17 protein-coding genes are annotated in these 17,491 nt (G+C 73.3%); 6 read left to right on the top strand and 11 right to left on the bottom strand.

Features of this window, described 5'->3' with window-relative positions:
- Positions 1-56 precede the first annotated feature (56 nt).
- Positions 57-848, top strand: a complete 792-nt coding sequence (locus FHS39_RS09205) for an alpha/beta fold hydrolase (RefSeq protein ID WP_184348188.1) — start codon at positions 57-59, stop codon at positions 846-848.
- On the top strand, positions 841-1,419 hold the full coding sequence (locus FHS39_RS09200) for a hypothetical protein (protein WP_184348186.1): 579 nt from the start codon (positions 841-843) through the stop codon (positions 1,417-1,419). Before FHS39_RS09205 ends, FHS39_RS09200 begins: the two co-directional genes overlap by 8 nt.
- A 4-nt stretch (positions 1,420-1,423) precedes the next feature.
- On the opposite strand, the gene FHS39_RS09195 is transcribed toward FHS39_RS09200, so the two are convergent.
- From FHS39_RS09195 to FHS39_RS09170, 6 genes are all read right to left on the bottom strand, one after another.
- Complete coding sequence (locus FHS39_RS09195) at positions 1,424-2,197, bottom strand: endonuclease/exonuclease/phosphatase family protein (protein WP_184348184.1); 774 nt, start codon at positions 2,195-2,197, stop codon at positions 1,424-1,426.
- Positions 2,198-2,234: 37 nt separating this feature from the next.
- On the bottom strand, positions 2,235-3,176 hold the full coding sequence (locus tag FHS39_RS09190; RefSeq protein WP_184348182.1) for an ROK family glucokinase: 942 nt from the start codon (positions 3,174-3,176) through the stop codon (positions 2,235-2,237).
- Between the two features lie 56 nt (positions 3,177-3,232).
- The gene (locus tag FHS39_RS09185; protein WP_184348172.1) at positions 3,233-3,700 is read right to left on the bottom strand and encodes a DUF5304 domain-containing protein; all 468 of its coding nucleotides are present in this window, start codon (positions 3,698-3,700) and stop codon (positions 3,233-3,235) included.
- A 56-nt stretch (positions 3,701-3,756) separates the two neighbouring features.
- Positions 3,757-4,986, bottom strand: a complete 1,230-nt coding sequence (locus FHS39_RS09180) for an ArsA family ATPase (RefSeq protein WP_184348170.1) — start codon at positions 4,984-4,986, stop codon at positions 3,757-3,759.
- Between the two features lie 51 nt (positions 4,987-5,037).
- Positions 5,038-5,487, bottom strand: coding sequence for an SRPBCC family protein (locus tag FHS39_RS09175; RefSeq protein WP_184348168.1), 450 nt, complete (start codon positions 5,485-5,487; stop codon positions 5,038-5,040).
- A 69-nt stretch (positions 5,488-5,556) separates the two neighbouring features.
- Positions 5,557-6,318 carry a metallophosphoesterase family protein gene (locus FHS39_RS09170; protein WP_184348166.1) on the bottom strand — a complete coding sequence of 254 codons (762 nt, stop codon included), beginning with the start codon at positions 6,316-6,318 and terminating at the stop codon, positions 5,557-5,559.
- A 269-nt stretch (positions 6,319-6,587) separates the two neighbouring features.
- On the opposite strand from FHS39_RS09170, the gene FHS39_RS09165 reads away from it, so the two are divergent.
- Positions 6,588-8,384 carry an AMP-dependent synthetase/ligase gene (locus tag FHS39_RS09165; RefSeq protein WP_184348164.1) on the top strand — a complete coding sequence of 599 codons (1,797 nt, stop codon included), beginning with the start codon at positions 6,588-6,590 and terminating at the stop codon, positions 8,382-8,384.
- Between the two features lie 101 nt (positions 8,385-8,485).
- Here FHS39_RS09165 and FHS39_RS09160 read toward each other — a convergent pair whose 3' ends face one another.
- Positions 8,486-9,628 (bottom strand): glycosyltransferase family 4 protein, encoded by a 1,143-nt coding sequence (locus FHS39_RS09160; RefSeq protein WP_184348162.1) that lies wholly within the window; start codon positions 9,626-9,628, stop codon positions 8,486-8,488.
- A 161-nt stretch (positions 9,629-9,789) separates the two neighbouring features.
- On the opposite strand from FHS39_RS09160, the gene FHS39_RS09155 reads away from it, so the two are divergent.
- On the top strand, positions 9,790-11,037 hold the full coding sequence (locus FHS39_RS09155; protein ID WP_184348159.1) for a glycosyltransferase 87 family protein: 1,248 nt from the start codon (positions 9,790-9,792) through the stop codon (positions 11,035-11,037).
- Here the strand turns inward: FHS39_RS09155 and FHS39_RS09150 are convergent.
- From FHS39_RS09150 to FHS39_RS09135, 4 genes are all read right to left on the bottom strand, one after another.
- Positions 11,027-12,283, bottom strand: a complete 1,257-nt coding sequence (locus tag FHS39_RS09150; protein ID WP_343069459.1) for a Cif family virulence factor — start codon at positions 12,281-12,283, stop codon at positions 11,027-11,029. The genes FHS39_RS09155 and FHS39_RS09150 overlap by 11 nt on opposite strands.
- Positions 12,284-12,331: 48 nt before the next feature.
- Positions 12,332-13,387, bottom strand: a complete 1,056-nt coding sequence (locus FHS39_RS09145) for an NlpC/P60 family protein (protein ID WP_184348157.1) — start codon at positions 13,385-13,387, stop codon at positions 12,332-12,334.
- Positions 13,388-13,622: 235 nt separating this feature from the next.
- Positions 13,623-14,687, bottom strand: a complete 1,065-nt coding sequence (locus FHS39_RS09140) for an NlpC/P60 family protein (protein WP_184348155.1) — start codon at positions 14,685-14,687, stop codon at positions 13,623-13,625.
- Between the two features lie 220 nt (positions 14,688-14,907).
- The gene (locus FHS39_RS09135) at positions 14,908-16,281 is read right to left on the bottom strand and encodes an NYN domain-containing protein (RefSeq protein WP_184348824.1); all 1,374 of its coding nucleotides are present in this window, start codon (positions 16,279-16,281) and stop codon (positions 14,908-14,910) included.
- A 192-nt stretch (positions 16,282-16,473) separates the two neighbouring features.
- Here FHS39_RS09135 and FHS39_RS09130 point away from each other — a divergent pair, with 192 nt between their 5' ends.
- Together FHS39_RS09130 and FHS39_RS09125 are read left to right on the top strand one after the other, a co-directional pair.
- Positions 16,474-17,196, top strand: a complete 723-nt coding sequence (locus FHS39_RS09130) for a rhomboid family intramembrane serine protease (protein ID WP_184348154.1) — start codon at positions 16,474-16,476, stop codon at positions 17,194-17,196.
- Positions 17,193-17,474, top strand: coding sequence for an Lrp/AsnC ligand binding domain-containing protein (locus tag FHS39_RS09125; RefSeq protein WP_184348151.1), 282 nt, complete (start codon positions 17,193-17,195; stop codon positions 17,472-17,474). The genes FHS39_RS09130 and FHS39_RS09125 overlap by 4 nt, the downstream gene beginning before the upstream one ends.
- Positions 17,475-17,491: the final 17 nt, after the last annotated feature.

The raw sequence follows: 17,491 nt of genomic DNA, 5'->3' as shown, positions 1-17,491 counted from the left end.
TGAGGGGCAGACCCTGCTCGTCCCGTTGCCTTCGTGCCATTCGATCGGAGATCCCGGTGCCGCTCCTCCCCGGTGCCGAGCCGTTCCGCCATGACGGCGGAGAGGTCGGCGTCCTTGTGTGTCACGGCTTCACCGGTTCCCCGCAGTCCGTCCGGCCCTGGGCCGACCATCTCGCGGAGCGGGGCCTGACGGTCTCGCTGCCGCTGCTGCCGGGGCACGGCACCCACTGGCGCGACATGCAGCTCACCGGCTGGCAGGACTGGTACGCGGAGGTCGACCGCGAGCTGTGGGCGCTGCGCGAGCGCTGTGCCACGGTCTTCGTCTGCGGCCTGTCCATGGGCGGTGCCCTGGCACTGAGGCTGGCGGCGAAGCACGGAGACGCCGTTTCCGGCATCGTGCTGGTCAACCCCGCCAACAAGGTCCATGGTCTCTCGGCCCGGGCGCTTCCGGTGGTGCGCCACTTCGTGCCGACCACCAAGGGCATCGCGAGCGACATCGCCAAGCCGGGCGCCGCCGAGGTCGGCTACGACCGGGTGCCGCTGCACGCCGCGCACTCCTTCCGCCGCTTCCTGCGCATGCTGGATGCCGAACTGCCCCAGGTCACCCAGCCGTTGCTGCTGATGCACAGCCCGGAGGACCATGTGGTGCCGCCCGCCGACTCGGCGCGCATCCTCTCCCGGGTCTCCTCGCGCGACGTCACCGAGCGGCTGCTGGAGCGCAGCTACCACGTGGCGACGCTCGACCACGATGCGGAGTCGATTTTCGCGCGGACCGACGCCTTCATCGAGCGGCTCACGCCCGCCGCCGGGCCGGCCGCACACGAGCAGGGCACGGCGGCTCATGGCTGAGCGCGACGCGGACCGCGACGAGAGCCGCGACCCGCTCGACGAGGACGCGGCGTGGGCCGAGCTCGTGGCGGCGTACGGCGAGCAGCCGGACCCGGAGAAGGGCCGGTGGCCCGCCTCGGGTGACATCGTCGACGACGAGCCGGGCGCGGTCGCGGCTCCGCCCGGCGAGGAGCCTCCGCGCGCCACCCCGGCGCGGCCGGGCGGCTTCATCGTCTACGCACCCGGCGTCGGCCCCCGTGGCCGGGATGCGGAGAAGACCCCCGGCGACGCCGCGGATGCGACGGATGCGGATGCCGGTGACCGGGCCGACGAGCTCGACGAGGGCCACTTCGTACCGCCGGAGCCGCCGCCGCTGCCCACCGGGGACGTCACCTCGCGCTTCGCGTGGATCGCCGTGCTGGGCGGGCCGTTGCTGCTGCTCGTCATGGTGCTGCTGCGTCAGGAGCTGACCTGGTGGGTGACGACGCTGGGGGTCGGCGGTTTCCTGGGGGGCTTCGCCACGCTGGTGCTGCGCATGAAGGACGGCGACGGCGAGGACGACGACGATCCGGGGCGCGGCGCGGTCGTCTAGAGCGCTAGGGCGTTTTCGGAGCCGGGGCGGCGGGCACCCGTACCGCCGCCAGTACGGGCAGGTGGTCGGTCGCCGCCCTCAGGTCGGTCTCCGCGACGCCCGGCAGCCCCATCGGCACGCCGCAGCCCAGCACTTCCACGCCCGCGGTGGCGAACACCGCGTCGATCCGCTGCGGCGGATCGCCCAGCCGCGTCGTGTGCTCCTTGCCCCACGGCTTCGTGGCCCAGCCGTCCTGGAGCGAGGCGGCCAGCAGGCCGAACGTCCGGCCGCCGGGGCGGTCGTTGAGGTCGCCGGCGGCGACGGCGTACGGGACGTCCGGCCCGGTCATTCCGGCCAGTTGGTCCAGGAGCAGCTTGCCCTGCCCGTAGCGCTCGGCTTCATTGATGCTCAGGTGGCAGCTGAGGACGCCCAGCCGGGCCCGGCCGAAGCGCAGCACCGCCGTGGCGAAGCCGCGTTGGTGCAGGCCGGGGGTGCGGGGCAGCAGGACGTCCTCGGTGCGCTCCACGTGGGCGCGGAGCGAGGAGAGGACCATCGGGCCGGAGGCGGTGGCGCCGCCGGTGACGTGGACCAGCTCCGACGCACGAGCCAGGCGGGCCGCGGCCTTGCGCCAGCGGAAGAAGCGGGGGGCTTCCTGAATGCAGACGACGTCGGGAGCGCAGGCCCGGATGACCCGGGCCAGCGCCCCGACGTCGTCACGCATGGAGCGGATGTTGTAGGAGAGCACGCGGACCACGGACGCATCCGCTTCGGTCGAGGATTCCGGCAGGTCCGCGAGCATCGCCGCTCCGCTCAGAGGTGGGGTGAATCCTTAGGGTTCAGCCCTGGCGGGCCAGATCCGCGGCGCCCACCAGACCGGCCTTGCCTCCCAGCTGGGCGGCCAGCACCTGGGCGTGCGGGCGCCACTGGCTGCCGACCAGCCAGCGGCGGAAGGACTTGCGGATCGGTTCGAGGACGAGGTCGCCCTCGTCCGAGACGCCGCCGCCGACGATGAACGCCGAGGGGTCGAAGAGGGAGGCGAGGTCGGCCAGGCCCGCGCCGGCCCAGCGGGCCAGCTCGCGGAAGGAGTCGATCGCCACCGGGTCGCCCTGGCGGGCGGCGTCGCTGATGTGCTTGCCCTGGATGCCCTCGGGGGTGCCGTCGCCGAGGCCGAGGAGGATCTCCGCGTTCTCCGGGGTGGCCTGGGCGCGCTGGCGTGCGTAGCGGACGAGGGCGCGGCCGGAGGCGTACTGCTCCCAGCAGCCCTGACTGCCGCAGCCGCACTGCAGGCCGTCCGGCACCACGCGGATGTGGCCGAACTCGGCGGCCACGCCGAAGCGGCCGCGGCGCAGCTTGTTGCCGATGATGATGCCGCCGCCGAGGCCGGTGCCCAGCGTGATGCAGATGACGTCGTCGTGGCCCTGGCCGGCGCCGAAGCGGTACTCGCCCCAGGCGGCGGCGTTGGCGTCGTTCTCGACGACGACGGGGAGGCCGACGCGCTGCTCGACCTTGTCCTTGAGCGCCTCGTGCCGCCAGTTGATGTTGGGGGCGAAGAGGACGGTGGCCCGCTTGTCGTCCACGTAGCCCGCCGCGCCGATGCCGACGGCCTCGACCTCGAAGCCCTCGCTGACCGTGCGCACCGCGTCCGCGATGGCGTCGATGACCCCCTCGGGGGTCCCCGGGGTCGGCACCTTGCACGTCGCGAGGATCGAGCCCTCTTCGTCGACCACGCCGGCCGCGATCTTCGTGCCGCCGATGTCGACGCCGATGGTGAGTCCCATGTGTCCCTCAGTTATTCGCTCGAACCCCGCCGTGGTCAACCGTACCGGAGGCCAGGTCAGTCGAGGTCGATGCGTTCGGATCCGCCTGCGGCTCCGTCATCTTTGCCGGGGCCGGGGCGCTCGGTGCCCTCGCCCGTGGCCCCTCGCGTCCAGCGCTGCTCGTGGCCGTGGACGGCGGCGCGGCAGGCGGCCAGCAGCTCGGAGCCCGCGGCGGCGAGGTGGTCGAAGACCTCGGGGTTGCGCTCGATGACGGGCAGGGCGGCGGCCTTGGCCTGGGCGACGACCTGCTGGACGGCGCCCTGGACCGCCTCTCCGGCGAGCGGCAGCTGGAGCGAGGAGACCTTGTCGGCGACGGCGTCGACCAGCTTGCGCAGCTCCTCGGCGGCGGTGCCGGGCTGCTGTTCGTGCCCCTGCTGGGCCCGGCGGCGGGCCTTCTCCGCGGCGAGGTCCTCGGCGCAGGCCCGCTCCCATGCGTCGGGATCGGGCTCCGCGGCGGGACCGGGGCGCTCGGTGGCTTCGCTCATGACGGACTCCTGCAGCTGGACTTTCCCTCGACGTTACCCGACTGACCCGGCGCTGTTCAGGGAGTCCTTGGCCAGAGATCGGGATCGGGTATGAAGCGCACGCACAGCTCCCCGTCGCGCAGTCCGGCGCCGGCGACGCTGCAGCGGCGCAGGGCGGACGGCAGCGGCAGGACCCGCTGGAACGGGCCGATGCCGACGATCAGTTCGTCGCCGCGGCGGACCAGGCGCAGCCCGTCGCGCTCGGCGCCCGGCAGCGGGATGCGCCAGAGCAGCATGCCGTCCTCGGCCCGGCGGTCCTCCACGCTCCAGCCGTCGGTGACGGGCGGCCGCGGCGCGGAGTCGGGCAGGGCGGCGTGCGGGGCCAGTTCGGCGAGGTCCTCCCGGCCGCGCGGGGCGCGGCCGAGGTGGGGCAGGTCGCGCACGGTGACGCCGTCGGCCAGGAACTCCTCGCACAGCGCCTTGTGGGCGGTGCGCTGCTCGTCGGCGAGGGCGGCGAGCCAGGGGTCGGCCGGGGCGGCGGGCAGTATCCGGTTGGCCACGAGCGCGTCGACGCGGCAGCCCTGCAGGGCGAGCCCGGCGCGGGCGGTGCGCAGCACTTCGTTGCCGAGCGGGCCGGGTTCGGCGACCAGGCGCACGGTGGTGCCCTCGGCTTCGAGCACCTCGCGGACCGCCGAGAGCTCCTGCTGCCAGCGCTCCACGGTCTCGTAGAGCTTCTGGGCGGGCAGCGGCATCCCGGCGAGCTGGGCGAGCATCGGCCGCAGCGCGCGGGCGGCCTGGCGTTCGGCGGGCAGCAGGCGGCGCAGGTAGCGGCCGAGCTGTTCGGGCAGGGCGAGCAGCCGCACGGTCTCGTGGACGGGCGGCATGTCGGCGACGAGCAGGTCCCAGTTGCCGGCGTCGTGGGCGGCCCGCAGGGCGGCGAGGACGGCCAGGTGCTCGGCGCCGGGGAGTTCGGTGAGCTCCTCGGGGTCCAGCGGGGTGGCGCCGAGGAGGTCGAAGAGCGAGGTGCCGCGGTCCTGCAGATCGCGGGCGAGGGTGCGGAAGTGCTCGCCGACGGCCACGCGGGCGGCCCACAGCCCGGGGGCCACCGGGACGGGCGGGGCGCAGGCGCCGCTGCCGTCCTCCTCCGGGGCGGGCAGTGCGGTGCCGAGCACGGCGTCGGGGGCCGGGCCGCGGTCGCAGGTGAGCAGCAGGACGCGACGCCCGGCGGCGGCCGCGGCCAGTGCCGTGGCCGCCGAGACGGTGGTGCGGCCCGCGCCGCCGGGACCGGTGACGAGGACCGTACGCAAGGGGGAGCCTCCGGGCGGAAAGGTGTCAGGGCGTGGGGAGGACGCCCGGTGTCAGGACGTCACGCCGCTTTCCACGCGCGCCTTGAGGCCCTCCAGGGCGCGGTCGATGATGACCTTCTCCGCCTTCCGCTTGATCATCCCGAGCATGGGGATCTTGACGTCGACGGTGAGCTGGTACGTCACCTCGGTGTGCGCACCGCCCGCCGCCGGTGCCAGGCTGTACGAGCCGTCGAGCTGGCGCAGCATCTGGGACTTGTTCAGGGTCCAGGCGACGACGCCCGGCTCGGGCCAGCTGTAGTTGAGCGTGTGGTCGTCCTTGATGGCGCCGGCGTCCAGGACGAGGCGCACCTTCAGGGCGCGCCCCTGCTCGTCCTTCTCCAGCACCTCGGCCTGCTTGACCTCCCCGGTCCACTCCGGGTAGCGGTCGAAGTCGGCGATCACTGCCATCACCTGGGCCGGGGTCGCCTCGATCGTGATGCTCGAGCTGGTGTGTTCCGCCATCTGCGTGGCTCCTCCGTACCGGTCCGCGGCCTCGAATGTCTGCCGGTGAAGGCTACCTTGCGCGGCCCGTCACCACTCCAGCACCCACGGTGTAGCGGTCGATGCGAAGTGGCCGACGTTGACGCACTCGGTGGCGCCGATGCGCATCCGGCGGGCGAGCGGCTGGTGGACGTGGCCGAAGAGCGCGTATTTGGGGCGGATTGCGTGGATGGTCTCCAGCAGGGCGGAGCTGCCGCGCTCGAAGCGGCGGGCGACGGTGTCGTAGCAGAGCTCGGGCACGTCGGGCGGGATGTGCGAGCAGAGCACGTCGACGTCGCCGAGGGCGGCGAGCTTGGCGGCGTAGGCCTCGTCGTCGATCTCGTAGGGGGTGCGCATGGGCGAGCGCAGGCCGCCGCCGACGAACCCGAAGGCCAGGCCGCCGATCTCCACCCGCTCGCCGTCGAGCACCGTCGTGCCGGGCCGGGCGAATTCGGGCCAGAGGGTGGGGATGTCGACATTGCCGTAGGTGGCGTAGGTGGGGGTGGGGAAGGCGGCGAAGAGCTCGGCGTACTGCTTGCGGACCGCCGCCTCGACGGCCGACTCGCGGTCGATGCCGTCCCACAGCAGCCGCCCCAGCTCGCGGGCCTCCTCGAAGCGGCGCGCGGTGCGCAGCGCGACGATACGGTCGGCGTTCTCGACGCCGAAGAGCTCGGGGAAGATGCCGCGCGAGTGGTCGGCGTAGTCGAGGAAGAGCACCAGGTCGCCCAGGCACACCAGGGCGTCGGCGCCGTCGCCCGCCCGGGCCAGTCCTTCGGCGTTGCCGTGTACGTCGCTGACCACGTGGACTCGCATACGGATCACCCTAGGGCGTCCGTACTGGCCTTCGGAAGGCCCCCGACCTGCGGTTACTTCCGGGTCACCGAACGGAGGGGCTAGGGTGCGGGGAGCAGTCCCGTGGCATGTGACACATGGAACATCTGGGCACCACCCCCTATTCGAATGCAGTACTGGTGGGTAACGTCCGGGCAGTCCAGTCCCCCCCTTGCCTGATCATGGACCGCAGCCGACGCAGCGCCCCTCGAAGACGCGGCGGCGCCGGCGCCCGACGAGGAGCAGCAGTCTTGCGCGAGTTCAGCCTTCCGGCCCTGTACGAGGTCCCAGCCGACGGAAACCTGACGGATCTCATCCGCCGGAACGCAGCGCTTCACCCCGACGTCGCCGTCATAGGGCGCAAGGTGGACGGCCGCTGGCAGGACGTCACCGCGGCGGGCTTCCTCGCGGAGGTCCGGGCCGTGGCCAAGGGCCTGATGGCGTCGGGCATCGAGCCGGGCGACCGGATCGGGCTGCTCTCGCGCACCCGCTACGAGTGGGCCCTGCTGGACTTCGCCATCTGGAGCGCGGGCGCCGTGACCGTGCCGGTGTACGAGACGAGCTCGCCCGAGCAGATCCAGTGGATCCTCGGCGACTCGGGCGCCGTCGCCTGTCTGACGGAGACCCCGGCCCACGAGGCGGCCGTCGCCTCCGTGCGCGACCGGCTGCCGGATCTGGCCAACATCTGGCAGATCGAGCGCGGCGCCGTCGAGCGGCTGCGCGCCGCCGGTGAGCCGCTGACGGACGAGGCGGTGGACGAGCGCAGCGCGCTGGCGACCGCGGACTCCCCCGCGACCATCGTCTACACCTCGGGCACCACCGGCCGCCCCAAGGGCTGTGTGCTCACCCACCGCAGCTTCTTCGCCGAGTGCGGCAACGTGGTCGAGCGGCTCAAGCCGCTGTTCAACACGGGCGAGTCGTCCGTACTGCTCTTCCTGCCGGCCGCGCACGTCTTCGGCCGGCTCGTCGAGATCGCCTCCGTGATGGCGCCGATCCGCCTCGGCCTGGTCAGCGACATCAAGAACCTCACCGACGACCTGGGCAGCTTCCGCCCCACGCTGGTGCTGGGCGTGCCGCGGGTCTTCGAGAAGGTCTACAACGGCGCCCGCGCCAAGGCCCAGGCGGACGGCAAGGGCAAGATCTTCGACAAGGCCGCGGAGACCGCGATCGCCTACAGCCGCGCGCAGGACACCCCGGCGGGCCCCTCCTTCGGCCTCCGGATCAAGCACAAGGTCTTCGACCGGCTGGTCTACGGCAAGCTGCGCGCGGTGCTCGGCGGCCGCGCCACGCACGCCATCTCCGGCGGCGCCCCGCTGGGCGAACGGCTGGGCCACTTCTACCGCGGCATCGGCTTCACCGTCCTGGAGGGCTACGGGCTCACCGAGTCCTGTGCGGCGACCGCCTTCAACCCCTGGGACCGGGCGCGGATCGGCACGGTCGGGCAGCCGCTGCCCGGCTCGGTGGTGCGCATCGCGGACGACGGCGAGGTGCTGCTGCACGGCGAGCACCTGTTCTCGGGCTACTGGAACAACGAGGCGGCCACCGCCGACGCGCTGTCCGACGGCTGGTTCCACACCGGCGACCTGGGCACGCTCGACGAGGACGGCTTCCTGCGCATCACCGGCCGGAAGAAGGAGATCATCGTCACCGCGGGCGGCAAGAACGTCGCCCCCGCGGTGATCGAGGACCGCATCCGGGCGCACGCGCTGGTCGCCGAGTGCATGGTGGTCGGTGACGCGCGGCCGTTCGTCGGCGCGCTGATCACGCTGGACGAGGAGTTCCTGCCGCGCTGGCTGGAACAGCACGGCAAGCCGGCCGGGCTGACGGCGGCCGAGCTGGCGGACGACCCGGAGCTGCTGGCGGACGTCCAGAAGGCCGTGGACGACGGCAACGCGGCGGTGTCGAAGGCGGAGTCGGTGCGCAAGTTCCGCATCCTGCCCGCCCAGTTCACGGAGGCCTCCGGCCATGTGACGCCGTCGCTCAAGCTCAAGCGGAACGTGGTGGCGAAGGACTTCGCCGACGAGATCGAGGCGATTTACCGCGGGTAGCATTCCGGGTTCCCGGGGCTTCGCCCCGGACCGCGCTCCGCGCGGTGTCCTCAATCTCCCCCAGCTACCGCTGGGAGGTGCCCCCAGACGGGCTGAAACTGCTACAGCAGCTCCTTCAGCCGTTCCGCCAGCAGGTCCCAGCGCCAGCGCTCCTCGACCCACTCCCGGCCCCGCTCCCCCATCCGCCGCCGCAGCTCCGGGTCGCGCAGCAGTGTGACGATCCGGTCCGCCGCCTCGGCGGGGGAGCCGCCCCGGACCACGTACCCCGTCTCGCCGTCGAGGACCGCGTCCGGCGCCCCGCCCGAGTCGCCGGCCACCACCGGCAGCCCCGTCGCCGACGCCTCCAGGTAGACGATGCCGAGCCCCTCGACGTCCAGCCCGCCCCGCCGCGTACGGCACGGCATCGCGAAGACGTCCCCCGCGCCGAAGTGCGCGGGCAGCTCCTCCCACGGCACCGCGCCGGTGAAGCGCACCGCGTGCGCGACGCCGGCCTCCTCGGCGCGCTTGCGCAGCTCGCCCTCGTAGGGGCCGCCGCCGACGAGCAGCAGCACCGCGTCCGGCACCGCCGCCAGGATCCGGGGCATGGCCTCTATCAGGGTGTCCTGGCCCTTGCGCGGGACGAGCCGGGAGACGCAGACCACGACCGGGCGGTCCGCCAGGCCCAGCCGGGCGCGCACCTCGGCGCCGCCCGAGGAGGGGTGGAAGGTCTTCTCGTCCACGCCGGGCGGCAGTTGCACCATGCGGGCCGCCGCCCCCTGCGTCAGCGCGGAGGCGATCCGCGAGCGTGTGTACTCGCCCAGGTAGGTGATGGTGTCGGTGCCCTCGCCGATCCGGCGCAGCAGCTGCCGGGCGGCGGGCAGCTGGGCCCAGCCCGCCTCGTGCCCGTGGGTGGTCGCGACCAGCGTGCGGGCGCCGGCCCGGCGCAGGGCCGGGGCCATCAGGGCGAGCGGCGCCGCGGCCCCGAACCACACGGACGTACAGCCGTGCTCGCGCAGCAGAGTGGCCGCGCGCCGGGTGACCCGCGGCGTCGGCAGCAGCATGGTCGTCCGGTCACGGACCACAGTGAAGGGCTGCTCGGCGTCGAAGCGCGCGGTGGCCTCGGCACCTTCCCTGCCGCGCTTCCAGGTGGAGGCGTAGACCACGACGCTGGCCGGATCCAGGCGCAGCGCCATGTTGTGCAGGAAGGCCTGGATTCCGCCGGGCCGGGGCGGGAAGTCATTGGTGACGATCAGGGTCTTGTGCATCGCCGCCGAGGGTACCGGGTGTCCCTGGGCGGCTATCCGGAGCCGTGCCCCGCCACGTCATCGCACGCGCGGGGGGCCGGGACCGGCATCATTCCTTGCAGTGACGGCACGTGTACCGCGTGTGGCAAGGCGACGTGTGGCGGCCCGAAGGGACGAGGTGGATGAAGGTGGCGGGCAGTGGTCTGCGGCTCTCGATCGTGGCGTGGGCCGTCACCCGGGCCGTTCTGCTGATGTGCGTGTTCCGGGTGTGGATCATGCCCGGTTCGGACGTCTCCGTCGACATCGAGGTGATCTACCAGGGCTGGTACGGGGTGCTGCGCACCGGCATCTTCCCGTACGACGACGTGACCTGGCAGTATCCGCCCGCCGCCGCGCTGGCGGTGCTCGCCCCCGGGCTGCTGCCCTTCCTCGACTACGCCCCCGCGTTCTTCGTGATGTGCTTCCTGGCCGACGCCGCGGTCTTCGGGATGCTGCTGTACGCGGCGCGCGGCGGCAGGCGCGGCGCGCTGGGGGCGTGGGTGTGGGTGGCCGGGGTGCCGCTGCTGGGGCCGATCGTCTACGCCCGCTACGACGTGATGGTCACCGCCGTCGCCGTGGCCGCGCTGCTGACGGCCGGGCGCCGGACCCGGCTGGCGGGGGCGCTGACGGGGTTCGGCGCGCTGTTGAAGGTCTGGCCGATGCTGCTGCTCGTCGGCACCCGGCGCGGTCCGCAGACCCGGTCCACCTGGGGCGCGGCCTTGGCGACGGCGGCGGGGATGGCGATGATGTTCGCGGCGGCGATGCCCGGTGCGCTGGCCTTCCTCACCTTCCAGCGCGACCGGGGCACCGAGGTGGAGTCGCTGGGGTCGCTGGTCTTCCACCTGGCGCGGCACGTCGGCTGGCGGGGCAAGGCGCGGCTGAACTACGGCTCGGTGGAGTTCCTGGGCCGCCATGTGCACGCGGTCAGCGCGCTCGCGCTGGGCCTGAGCGTGCTGGCCTTCGCCTGGCTGGTGCTGTGGCGGGTGCGGGTGCGCAGATTCACCGCCACCACCCTCTACGACGCGGCGTTCGCGGCAGTCCTGCTGTTCACCACCACCAGCCGGGTGATCAGCCCGCAGTACATGGTGTGGCTGATCGGCCTGGGCGCGGTGTGCATGACGATGCGCACGCCCCGGCAGCGGCTGCCGGTGGCGCTCGTGCTGATCGCGGCGCCGCTGACCCAGCTGGAGTTCCCCATCTGGTTCTCGCACGTGGTGGCCAGCGACAAGCTGGGGGTGGCCACGCTGACGCTGCGCAACGGCCTGCTGGTGTTCGCGACGGTGGTCTCCTGCAGCCGGCTGTGGCGCGAGACGGTGAGCGAGCCGCCGGCCGCCGGGCAGGAGCCCGATCCGCCGACCGAGCCCCGCGAGTCGGCTCTGGTCAGTCGCTGAACGCTTCGGTCAGATAGGTGCGCCAGCGGGCCGTGAAATCGGCCTGGCCGATGCCGAGCACCTGTTGCAGGGCGGCCTCGACGGCGCCCGGGCGCTTCTTGTGCCCGCCCACCGCGCGGTAGAAGGCGACGAGCTTCGCCTCGCCCCACTTCTCGGCGATCATGCGGCAGGCCAGCCAGCCCTCTTCGTAGGCGCGGGCCAGCCGGCCGGGCTCGCCCGCGAAGCCGAAGTCGGGGTCCTCCGGCAGCGCCGCGGGCAGCCGGCCCGCCGAGACGGCCTGGGCCAGCTCGGGGGCGGCCTGGCGGGCGGTGCGGCCGGTGCCCCGGTAGGCGGCCCAGTCGGCGAAGCCCTCGGAGAGCCACAGCGGGGTGGCGGCGGAGGTCAGGGCGCGGGTGGCCACGTGGGCGGTCTCGTGGGTGAGCACGATGCGGCGGCCGAACTCGCCGAGGGTGCCGTACGCCTCGGGGTTGACGATGATCCGGTCGGCGGGGGCGGCGCCGGCCCCGCCGACCTCGCCGGTGGTGACGGCCGCGATGCCCCGGTAGTTCGCGGCGGGCGAGCCGAGCAGCGCCCCCATCCGCTCCAGCGAGGCGGGCATCTCGACGACCACCCGGCCCGCCCACGTGCCGTGCTGCCACGCCTCGCTCACCGCTGGCACCGCCCGGTCGGCCAGGTCCGCCATCGCCCGCAGCCGCCCCTGGTCCTGCCCGGTGCCGAGGACGAGGCTGTGCTCGCCCCGCACCACGGTGACGGCGCCCTGCTCCCACAGCTGGCTGCCGCTGCCGGAGGTGTCCTCGGCGGCCACGTACCAGCGGCCGCCCCGCCACACCAGCGTCAGCCGGACGGGGGCGGTGACCGGCGCGGTGTCGTAGCCGGCGAGCCGGTAGCGCAGCTCGGCCTGGGCGGTGGCCCGGTCGCCCTCGCCCGGGGTGGGGCGAAGGCCCGTGGTGCTCACGATGCGGTAGTCCCAGGAGGCGAGCGGCACGGCGGCGAGGTTGGCGAAGACCTGCCCCCGGGCGTTTTGGTAGTCCGTCGCGGCCGGGTCCACGGCCCCGAGATAGGCCCTCTCGTCCCTGCCGCGCAGCGCCGCCGCCCAGCCGTCCAGCAGCTTCTGCACGGACTGCGCGGCGGCGTCCGGCCGTCCGGAGGAGGCGGTGGGCCCGCATCCGGCGAGGGCCTGGAGGGTGAGCAGCAGCGCTGCAAGGCAGCACACCGCCCGTCGTCCGCTCCACCGCCTGCCCGTCACGCCCGCATCGTACGAGCCGCGGGACCGCCCGGCCGGTTCAGGGCACGCTCATGGCCGGGTGATGGAGGAGATCGGCATCATGTTGGCCGGGTCGTAGCGCACCCGTGCGCCGGGGTAGGGGGCGTGCACGACCTGCCCGTTGCCCACGTACATGCCCACGTGGCTGGCGTCGTCGCGGTAGATGACCAGGTCGCCGGGGCGGGCCTCGGCCAGGCTCACGTGCCGCCCGGCGTTGCGCTGGGCCTGCGAGGTGCGCGGCAGGCCCACTCCGGCGCGGCCGTAGGCCCACTGCATCAGCCCGGAGCAGTCGAAGGCGCCGGGGCCGGAGGCGCCCCAGGCGTAGGGCGAGCCGACCGCCTGCCGGACGGCCATGGCGGCGGCGAAGCCGCGCGAGGAGGCGGCGGAAAGCTCGGGCAGGCCCAGCAGCGGTCCGGCCGCACGGTCGGCGGAGCGCGAGGAGCGGGTGTAGGCCTCCCGGTCGGCCTGCGGCAGGGAGTTGAGCAGGGTGCGGGCGGCGGACAGCTTCTGCTCGACCTCCTGCTTGTGCTGCCGGACGGCCTTGCGGCTGACCTCCAGCTCGGCGAGGGTGCGGACGGCCTCCTCGCGCTCTTGGCGCAGGGTGCGCTGGGCGGCTTCCAGGGCGCGCAGCTGTTCGGCCTGGCGGCCGGTGACGCGGTCGAGGGTGGCGGCCTTGTCGAGGTAGGCGTCGGGGTCGGAGGAGAGCAGCAGCTCGATGGCGGGGTCGACGGCCCCGTTGCGGTACTGGGCGGTGGCGATCATGCCGAGGGCGGTGCGCATCCGGTTCACCTTCTCCTGGCCGCGCGCGACCCGGTCTGCGGTCTGTTCCACGCGCTCGCGCAGGGCGTCGGCGCGCTCCCCCGCGGCGTTGAACTTCTCGGTGGCCCGCTCCGCCTGCTCGTAGAGCCGGTCGAGCTGTGCCTTCATCGTCCCCGGTGCCCTGGTGTCGTCGGCCGGTTCCGCGGGCCGGGCGCTCGCCGGTGCCGCAGAGAAGGCGGCTGCCGCGGTGGCCACGGCGGCGGACAGCACGGTGACGCGGACGCTCTGGGTGAGACCGGACTGCGTGGGACGGCGATGGGACGCCACGGGTGGCCGCACTCCCTTCCTCAAGTGTGCGGTCCCTGCCGCCCGGTGACGGGCGGACGACGGCCGGGCACCGCGCGCCAGACAGTAGCGGCGCGCTCACCCTCTGTTCAAAGACCGCCTCGGGCGGGAATGCCGGCGCCCCGCCGCTGACGCAGGTCAAGGGCGGGGCGCACGGTCGGGTTCCACCGTCGGGATTCGCCCGAACGGGCGGCCCTCCAGGCGTTTGACAGGCTTTTCAGCCGATGCGGACACCGAACTGGAAGGGCATGTCGCTCATGGCCTCGTAGCGGACGAAGGCGCCCGTCCGGGGGGCGTGGAAGACCTGGCCGTTACCCGCGTAGAGGCCGACGTGGTGCTGGTCGCCGTAGAAGATGACCAGGTCGCCGGGTTGGAGCTGGCTCTGGTCGTAGATCCGGGTACCGGCGTTGGCCTGGTCCTGGGAGATGCGGGGCAGGGAGACGCCCGCCTGGCCGTAGGCCCACTGGGTGAGGCCGGAGCAGTCCCAGGTGGACATGCCGGTCGCCCCGTACTCGTACGGCTTGCCCTCCTGGCTCTGCGCGTAGGCGAGCGCGGCCGCGCCCCGGCCGGAGCCCGCGGGGATGTTCGGGCGGGCGTCCGAGCGGCTGGCGCGGCCGTTGTCGCCGCCGCCCTTGCCGCTGCTGCTGCCGCCCTTCTGGTCGGCACCGGTGATCTCGGCGCGCTCCTGCTCCGTGAAGCCGTTGAGCACCTGCTGGGCGTCGGCCAGCTTGCCCTGGACCTCGCCCTTGCGGTCCTCCAGCGCCTTGCGGGTGGACTCCAGGTCGGCGAGCTTGCCGGAGGCCTCCTCGCGCTCCTGCTTGAGCGTGCGCTGCTTGGCGGCGATCATCCGGAGCGTGTCGGCCTGCTTGGCGCTCAACTGGTTGAGCGTGGACGCCTTCTCCAGGTACGAGTCGGGGTCCGAGCTGAGCAGCAGCTGGAGCGTGGGGTCAATGGACCCGGTGCGGTACTGCGAGTTGGCCATCAGACCGAGGCCGGTGCGGAGCTTGTTGAGCTCCTCCTGGCCGCGCGCGACCTTGTCCTGGAGGGCGCTGACCTGCTTCTCCAGCTTGTCGTGCTGCTCCTTGGCGCCGTTGTACTTCTCGGTGGCCTGCTCCGCCTCTTCGTAGAGCTTGTCGACCTTGTCCTTGGCCTCGGACTTCGAGAGCTTGGGGTCGGCGGCGTGTGCGGCCTGCGCGGAGAAGGCGACGGCCGCGGCGGCGGTCGCGGTCAGCACGGTGACCCGAGCCCGGCTCGGCTGCTTGGGACGACGGTGGGACGCCACGGAGACGAGCTCCTTCTTCTCTGGGCCGCCCGCCGCGCGAAGACCTTTGAGGCGCGACGGGACCTTCCCCGGGCATCCCGAATGGATGATCCACCGGATGAAGGTTCGAGGTACGACCCTAGTGACCCCTGTTGCCACCGTTCAAATTATCTTGCGAAAAATCTTGGTCGGCGGTACATCCTTTACCAACGTGACACAGTCGGTAACGGTCAATTGACGCTCAGGTCCGGGCAAGTCGCTTGAGCAAGAGGGCCGATGCCACCGGCCGTGCCCCCGCCTTGGCGACCCCGTCCGCCACCTCACGGTCCGTCGAGACCACCACGACCGGACGGCCCGGCGGCTCGGCGCGCACCAGCTGACGGATCAGCTCGTCCGCCGTCACCCCCGGCTTGCTGAACAGCACCCGCACCCCGCGCGGCGGCGCCAGCAGCACCGGCGCGGCCAGCTCGGCCCCGTCGAAGACGCAGGTCACCTCGGCACCGGTCTGCGCGGCCAGCATCGCCAGCCCGCCCAGCAGGCGCAGCCGCTGCTTGTCCAGCGGCATCGTCGGATAGCCCGTTTTGGTCACGTTGTAGCCGTCGACGACCACATGCGCCTGAGGCAGCGCCAGCAGCTGGTCCAGCAGCGCCGGATCGGTCTCCGACAGGGCGCGGGTGGCGATGTCCTTGGGCGTCATCGTGCCCGGCCGCACCGCGTCCACCGTGTCCGCCGGATGCACCGAGGCGGGCGGCAGCGCCAGCTCCCGCCGCAGCCCCTGGGCCGCGTCCAGCACCGTGTCCAGCAGCAGCCGCAGCCGCATGTCCTCCACGCTGCGGCCCTCGCGCACCGCCCGGCGGCTCGCCTCCAGCGCCGCTTCCGCCTCCGCCAGCCGCGCCTTGACGCGCCGCGTCTCGCCCTGCGCCGCCGCCTTCTCGGCCGCGGCCTCGGACCGTACGGACTCCAGCTCGGCCTGCGCCTTGCGCAGCGCCGCCTCACCGCGCCGCACATCGCTGACCGCGCTGCGCAGTTTGCGCTGGAGCGACTCCGCCTCCTTGCGCGCGGCGGCCAGTTCGGAGCGGACCCGGTCGGCCTCGGTCCGCGCCTCGCTGCGGGCCGCGGCCAGCTCCTCGCGCAGCTCCTGCAGCTCGCGCCGGGCCTCCTCGTCGGCCCGCTCGGCGCTCGCCCGCTGCGCCTCCTCGCCGCCCGCCGTGACCAGCTTGACCCAGCCGGCCGGGCGCAGCACGAAGGCCATGGCGGCCACGTCCTCCGGGTCCGCGGCCGCGGGCGGCGCACCGGCGTCGAGCGCCTGGACGAGCTCGGAGCCCACCTCGCGCAGCCGGGCGGAGATGCGCTGCCGGAAGACGGCGTCGCTCTCCACGGCCGCGGCCATGGCGTTGCCCGCGAACTTGGCCCGCCGACTGGGGGTGAACCGGGCGTACTGCCGCAATTGGGGAGGGAGTTCGGTGACCGTCAGCCCGCCGAAGGCCTCCGCGACGAGCGCGACGACGCGCCGCCGGATCCCTTCGGGCAGCGGGCGGTCGAGCACCTCGGTGACGCCGTCGTCGGCCCCGCCGGCGTCACCGGCCGCCTCCACGCCGTCGTCCGTATGCTCCACCACCGCTATCGCTCCCGTTCGTTCAGGCGCTCGTGCTCGCGCCCGGCACCCCGCCGGGCGGGGCCGCAAGGCGCTGGGCCCTCCCCCGTAACCCTACGGCCTGGTGGTCATCGGGCGCGGCGCCCCGGGTCCGGGGCCCCGGTCCGGCGAGGCACTCTGCACCGTTTGTGCCCTGTAAGCCATGATCTGACCATGATCGGAAAGCCGGGGCCGGAGGGCCGGGCCCCCCGCACCCCCGTGGTGACCTACACCCTGCTGGGGGTCTGCTGCGGGGTCTTCATCGCCGGGCCCGCGTCGGGGCTGAACGCCTCCTACGGCACCGGCACCGCTCTCCTCGCCGCGCAGAACGCCTACTTCGAGCGCTGGGGGGTGGTGCCGGAACAGCTCTGGCACGGCTCCGCGGCCGCCCTGTGCACTCTGCTCACGGCGCTCTTCGTGCACGGCAACTGGCTGCACCTGCTGGGCAACATGCTCTTCCTCCACGTCTTCGGCACCATGACGGAAGAACGCATGGGCCGTGCCGCCTTCGCCCTGTGCTACCTCGCCACCGGCAGCCTGGCCCTGCTCGGCTACGCGGCCGTGCACGCCCACTCCGACCGGACTCTGGTGGGGGCCTCCGGCGCCGTCTCCGGGGTGCTCGGCGCGTTCCTCTATCTCTTCCCCAAGGCCAGGGTCACCAGCCTCCTGCCCTTCCTCTTCTTCGTGCCGCTGCGCTTTCCCGCCTGGGCGGTGCTGATCTCGTGGTTCGTGCTGCAGTGGCTGTCCGCGGGCACCGGCGGCGGGCGGCCCGGCGTCGCATATCTGGCGCACGTCCTGGGGTTCGTGCTCGGCTTCGGCTACGCGTGGGCCCGCTGGGGCGCTGCGGTTAGAGTGAAGGGCGCAGCCAGGTCCACCGAAGGAGACAAACCGACGTGATCACTTCGATCGTGCTCATCAAGACCGACGTGGACCGGATCCCCGAGATCGCCGAGACGATCGCCGCACTGGAAGGCGTCAGCGAGGTCTACTCCGTCACGGGCGCGTACGACCTGATCGCGCTGGTGCGGGTGGCCCGGCACGACGACCTCGCGGAGGTCATCCCGGGCCGGATCAGCAAGGTGCCGGGGGTGGCCTCCACCGAGACGCACATCGCCTTCCGCACCTACTCGCAGCACGACCTCGAAGCGGCCTTCGCCATCGGCCTGGAGGCCTGACCGCCCCGGCGGCCCGG

Source organism: Streptomyces olivoverticillatus, assembly GCF_014203555.1.
Taxonomy (GTDB): domain Bacteria; phylum Actinomycetota; class Actinomycetes; order Streptomycetales; family Streptomycetaceae; genus Streptomyces; species Streptomyces olivoverticillatus.
Note: the sequence above shows the minus strand (reverse complement) of the source record. Positions and strands in the feature narration are given on the sequence as shown.

Excerpts from the sequence above, each read along its gene's own strand:
- FHS39_RS09155 (WP_184348159.1), top strand. The coding sequence starts at position 9,790 with ATGAAGGTGGCGGGCAGTGGTCTGCGGCTCTCGATCGTGGCGTGGGCC.
- FHS39_RS09185 (WP_184348172.1), bottom strand. The coding sequence starts at position 3,700 with ATGAGCGAAGCCACCGAGCGCCCCGGTCCCGCCGCGGAGCCCGATCCC.
- FHS39_RS09160 (WP_184348162.1), bottom strand. The coding sequence starts at position 9,628 with ATGCACAAGACCCTGATCGTCACCAATGACTTCCCGCCCCGGCCCGGC.
- FHS39_RS09170 (WP_184348166.1), bottom strand. The coding sequence starts at position 6,318 with ATGCGAGTCCACGTGGTCAGCGACGTACACGGCAACGCCGAAGGACTG.
- FHS39_RS09195 (WP_184348184.1), bottom strand. The coding sequence starts at position 2,197 with ATGCTCGCGGACCTGCCGGAATCCTCGACCGAAGCGGATGCGTCCGTG.
- FHS39_RS09200 (WP_184348186.1), top strand. The coding sequence starts at position 841 with ATGGCTGAGCGCGACGCGGACCGCGACGAGAGCCGCGACCCGCTCGAC.
- FHS39_RS09130 (WP_184348154.1), top strand. The coding sequence starts at position 16,474 with ATGATCGGAAAGCCGGGGCCGGAGGGCCGGGCCCCCCGCACCCCCGTG.
- FHS39_RS09190 (WP_184348182.1), bottom strand. The coding sequence starts at position 3,176 with ATGGGACTCACCATCGGCGTCGACATCGGCGGCACGAAGATCGCGGCC.
- FHS39_RS09175 (WP_184348168.1), bottom strand. The coding sequence starts at position 5,487 with ATGGCGGAACACACCAGCTCGAGCATCACGATCGAGGCGACCCCGGCC.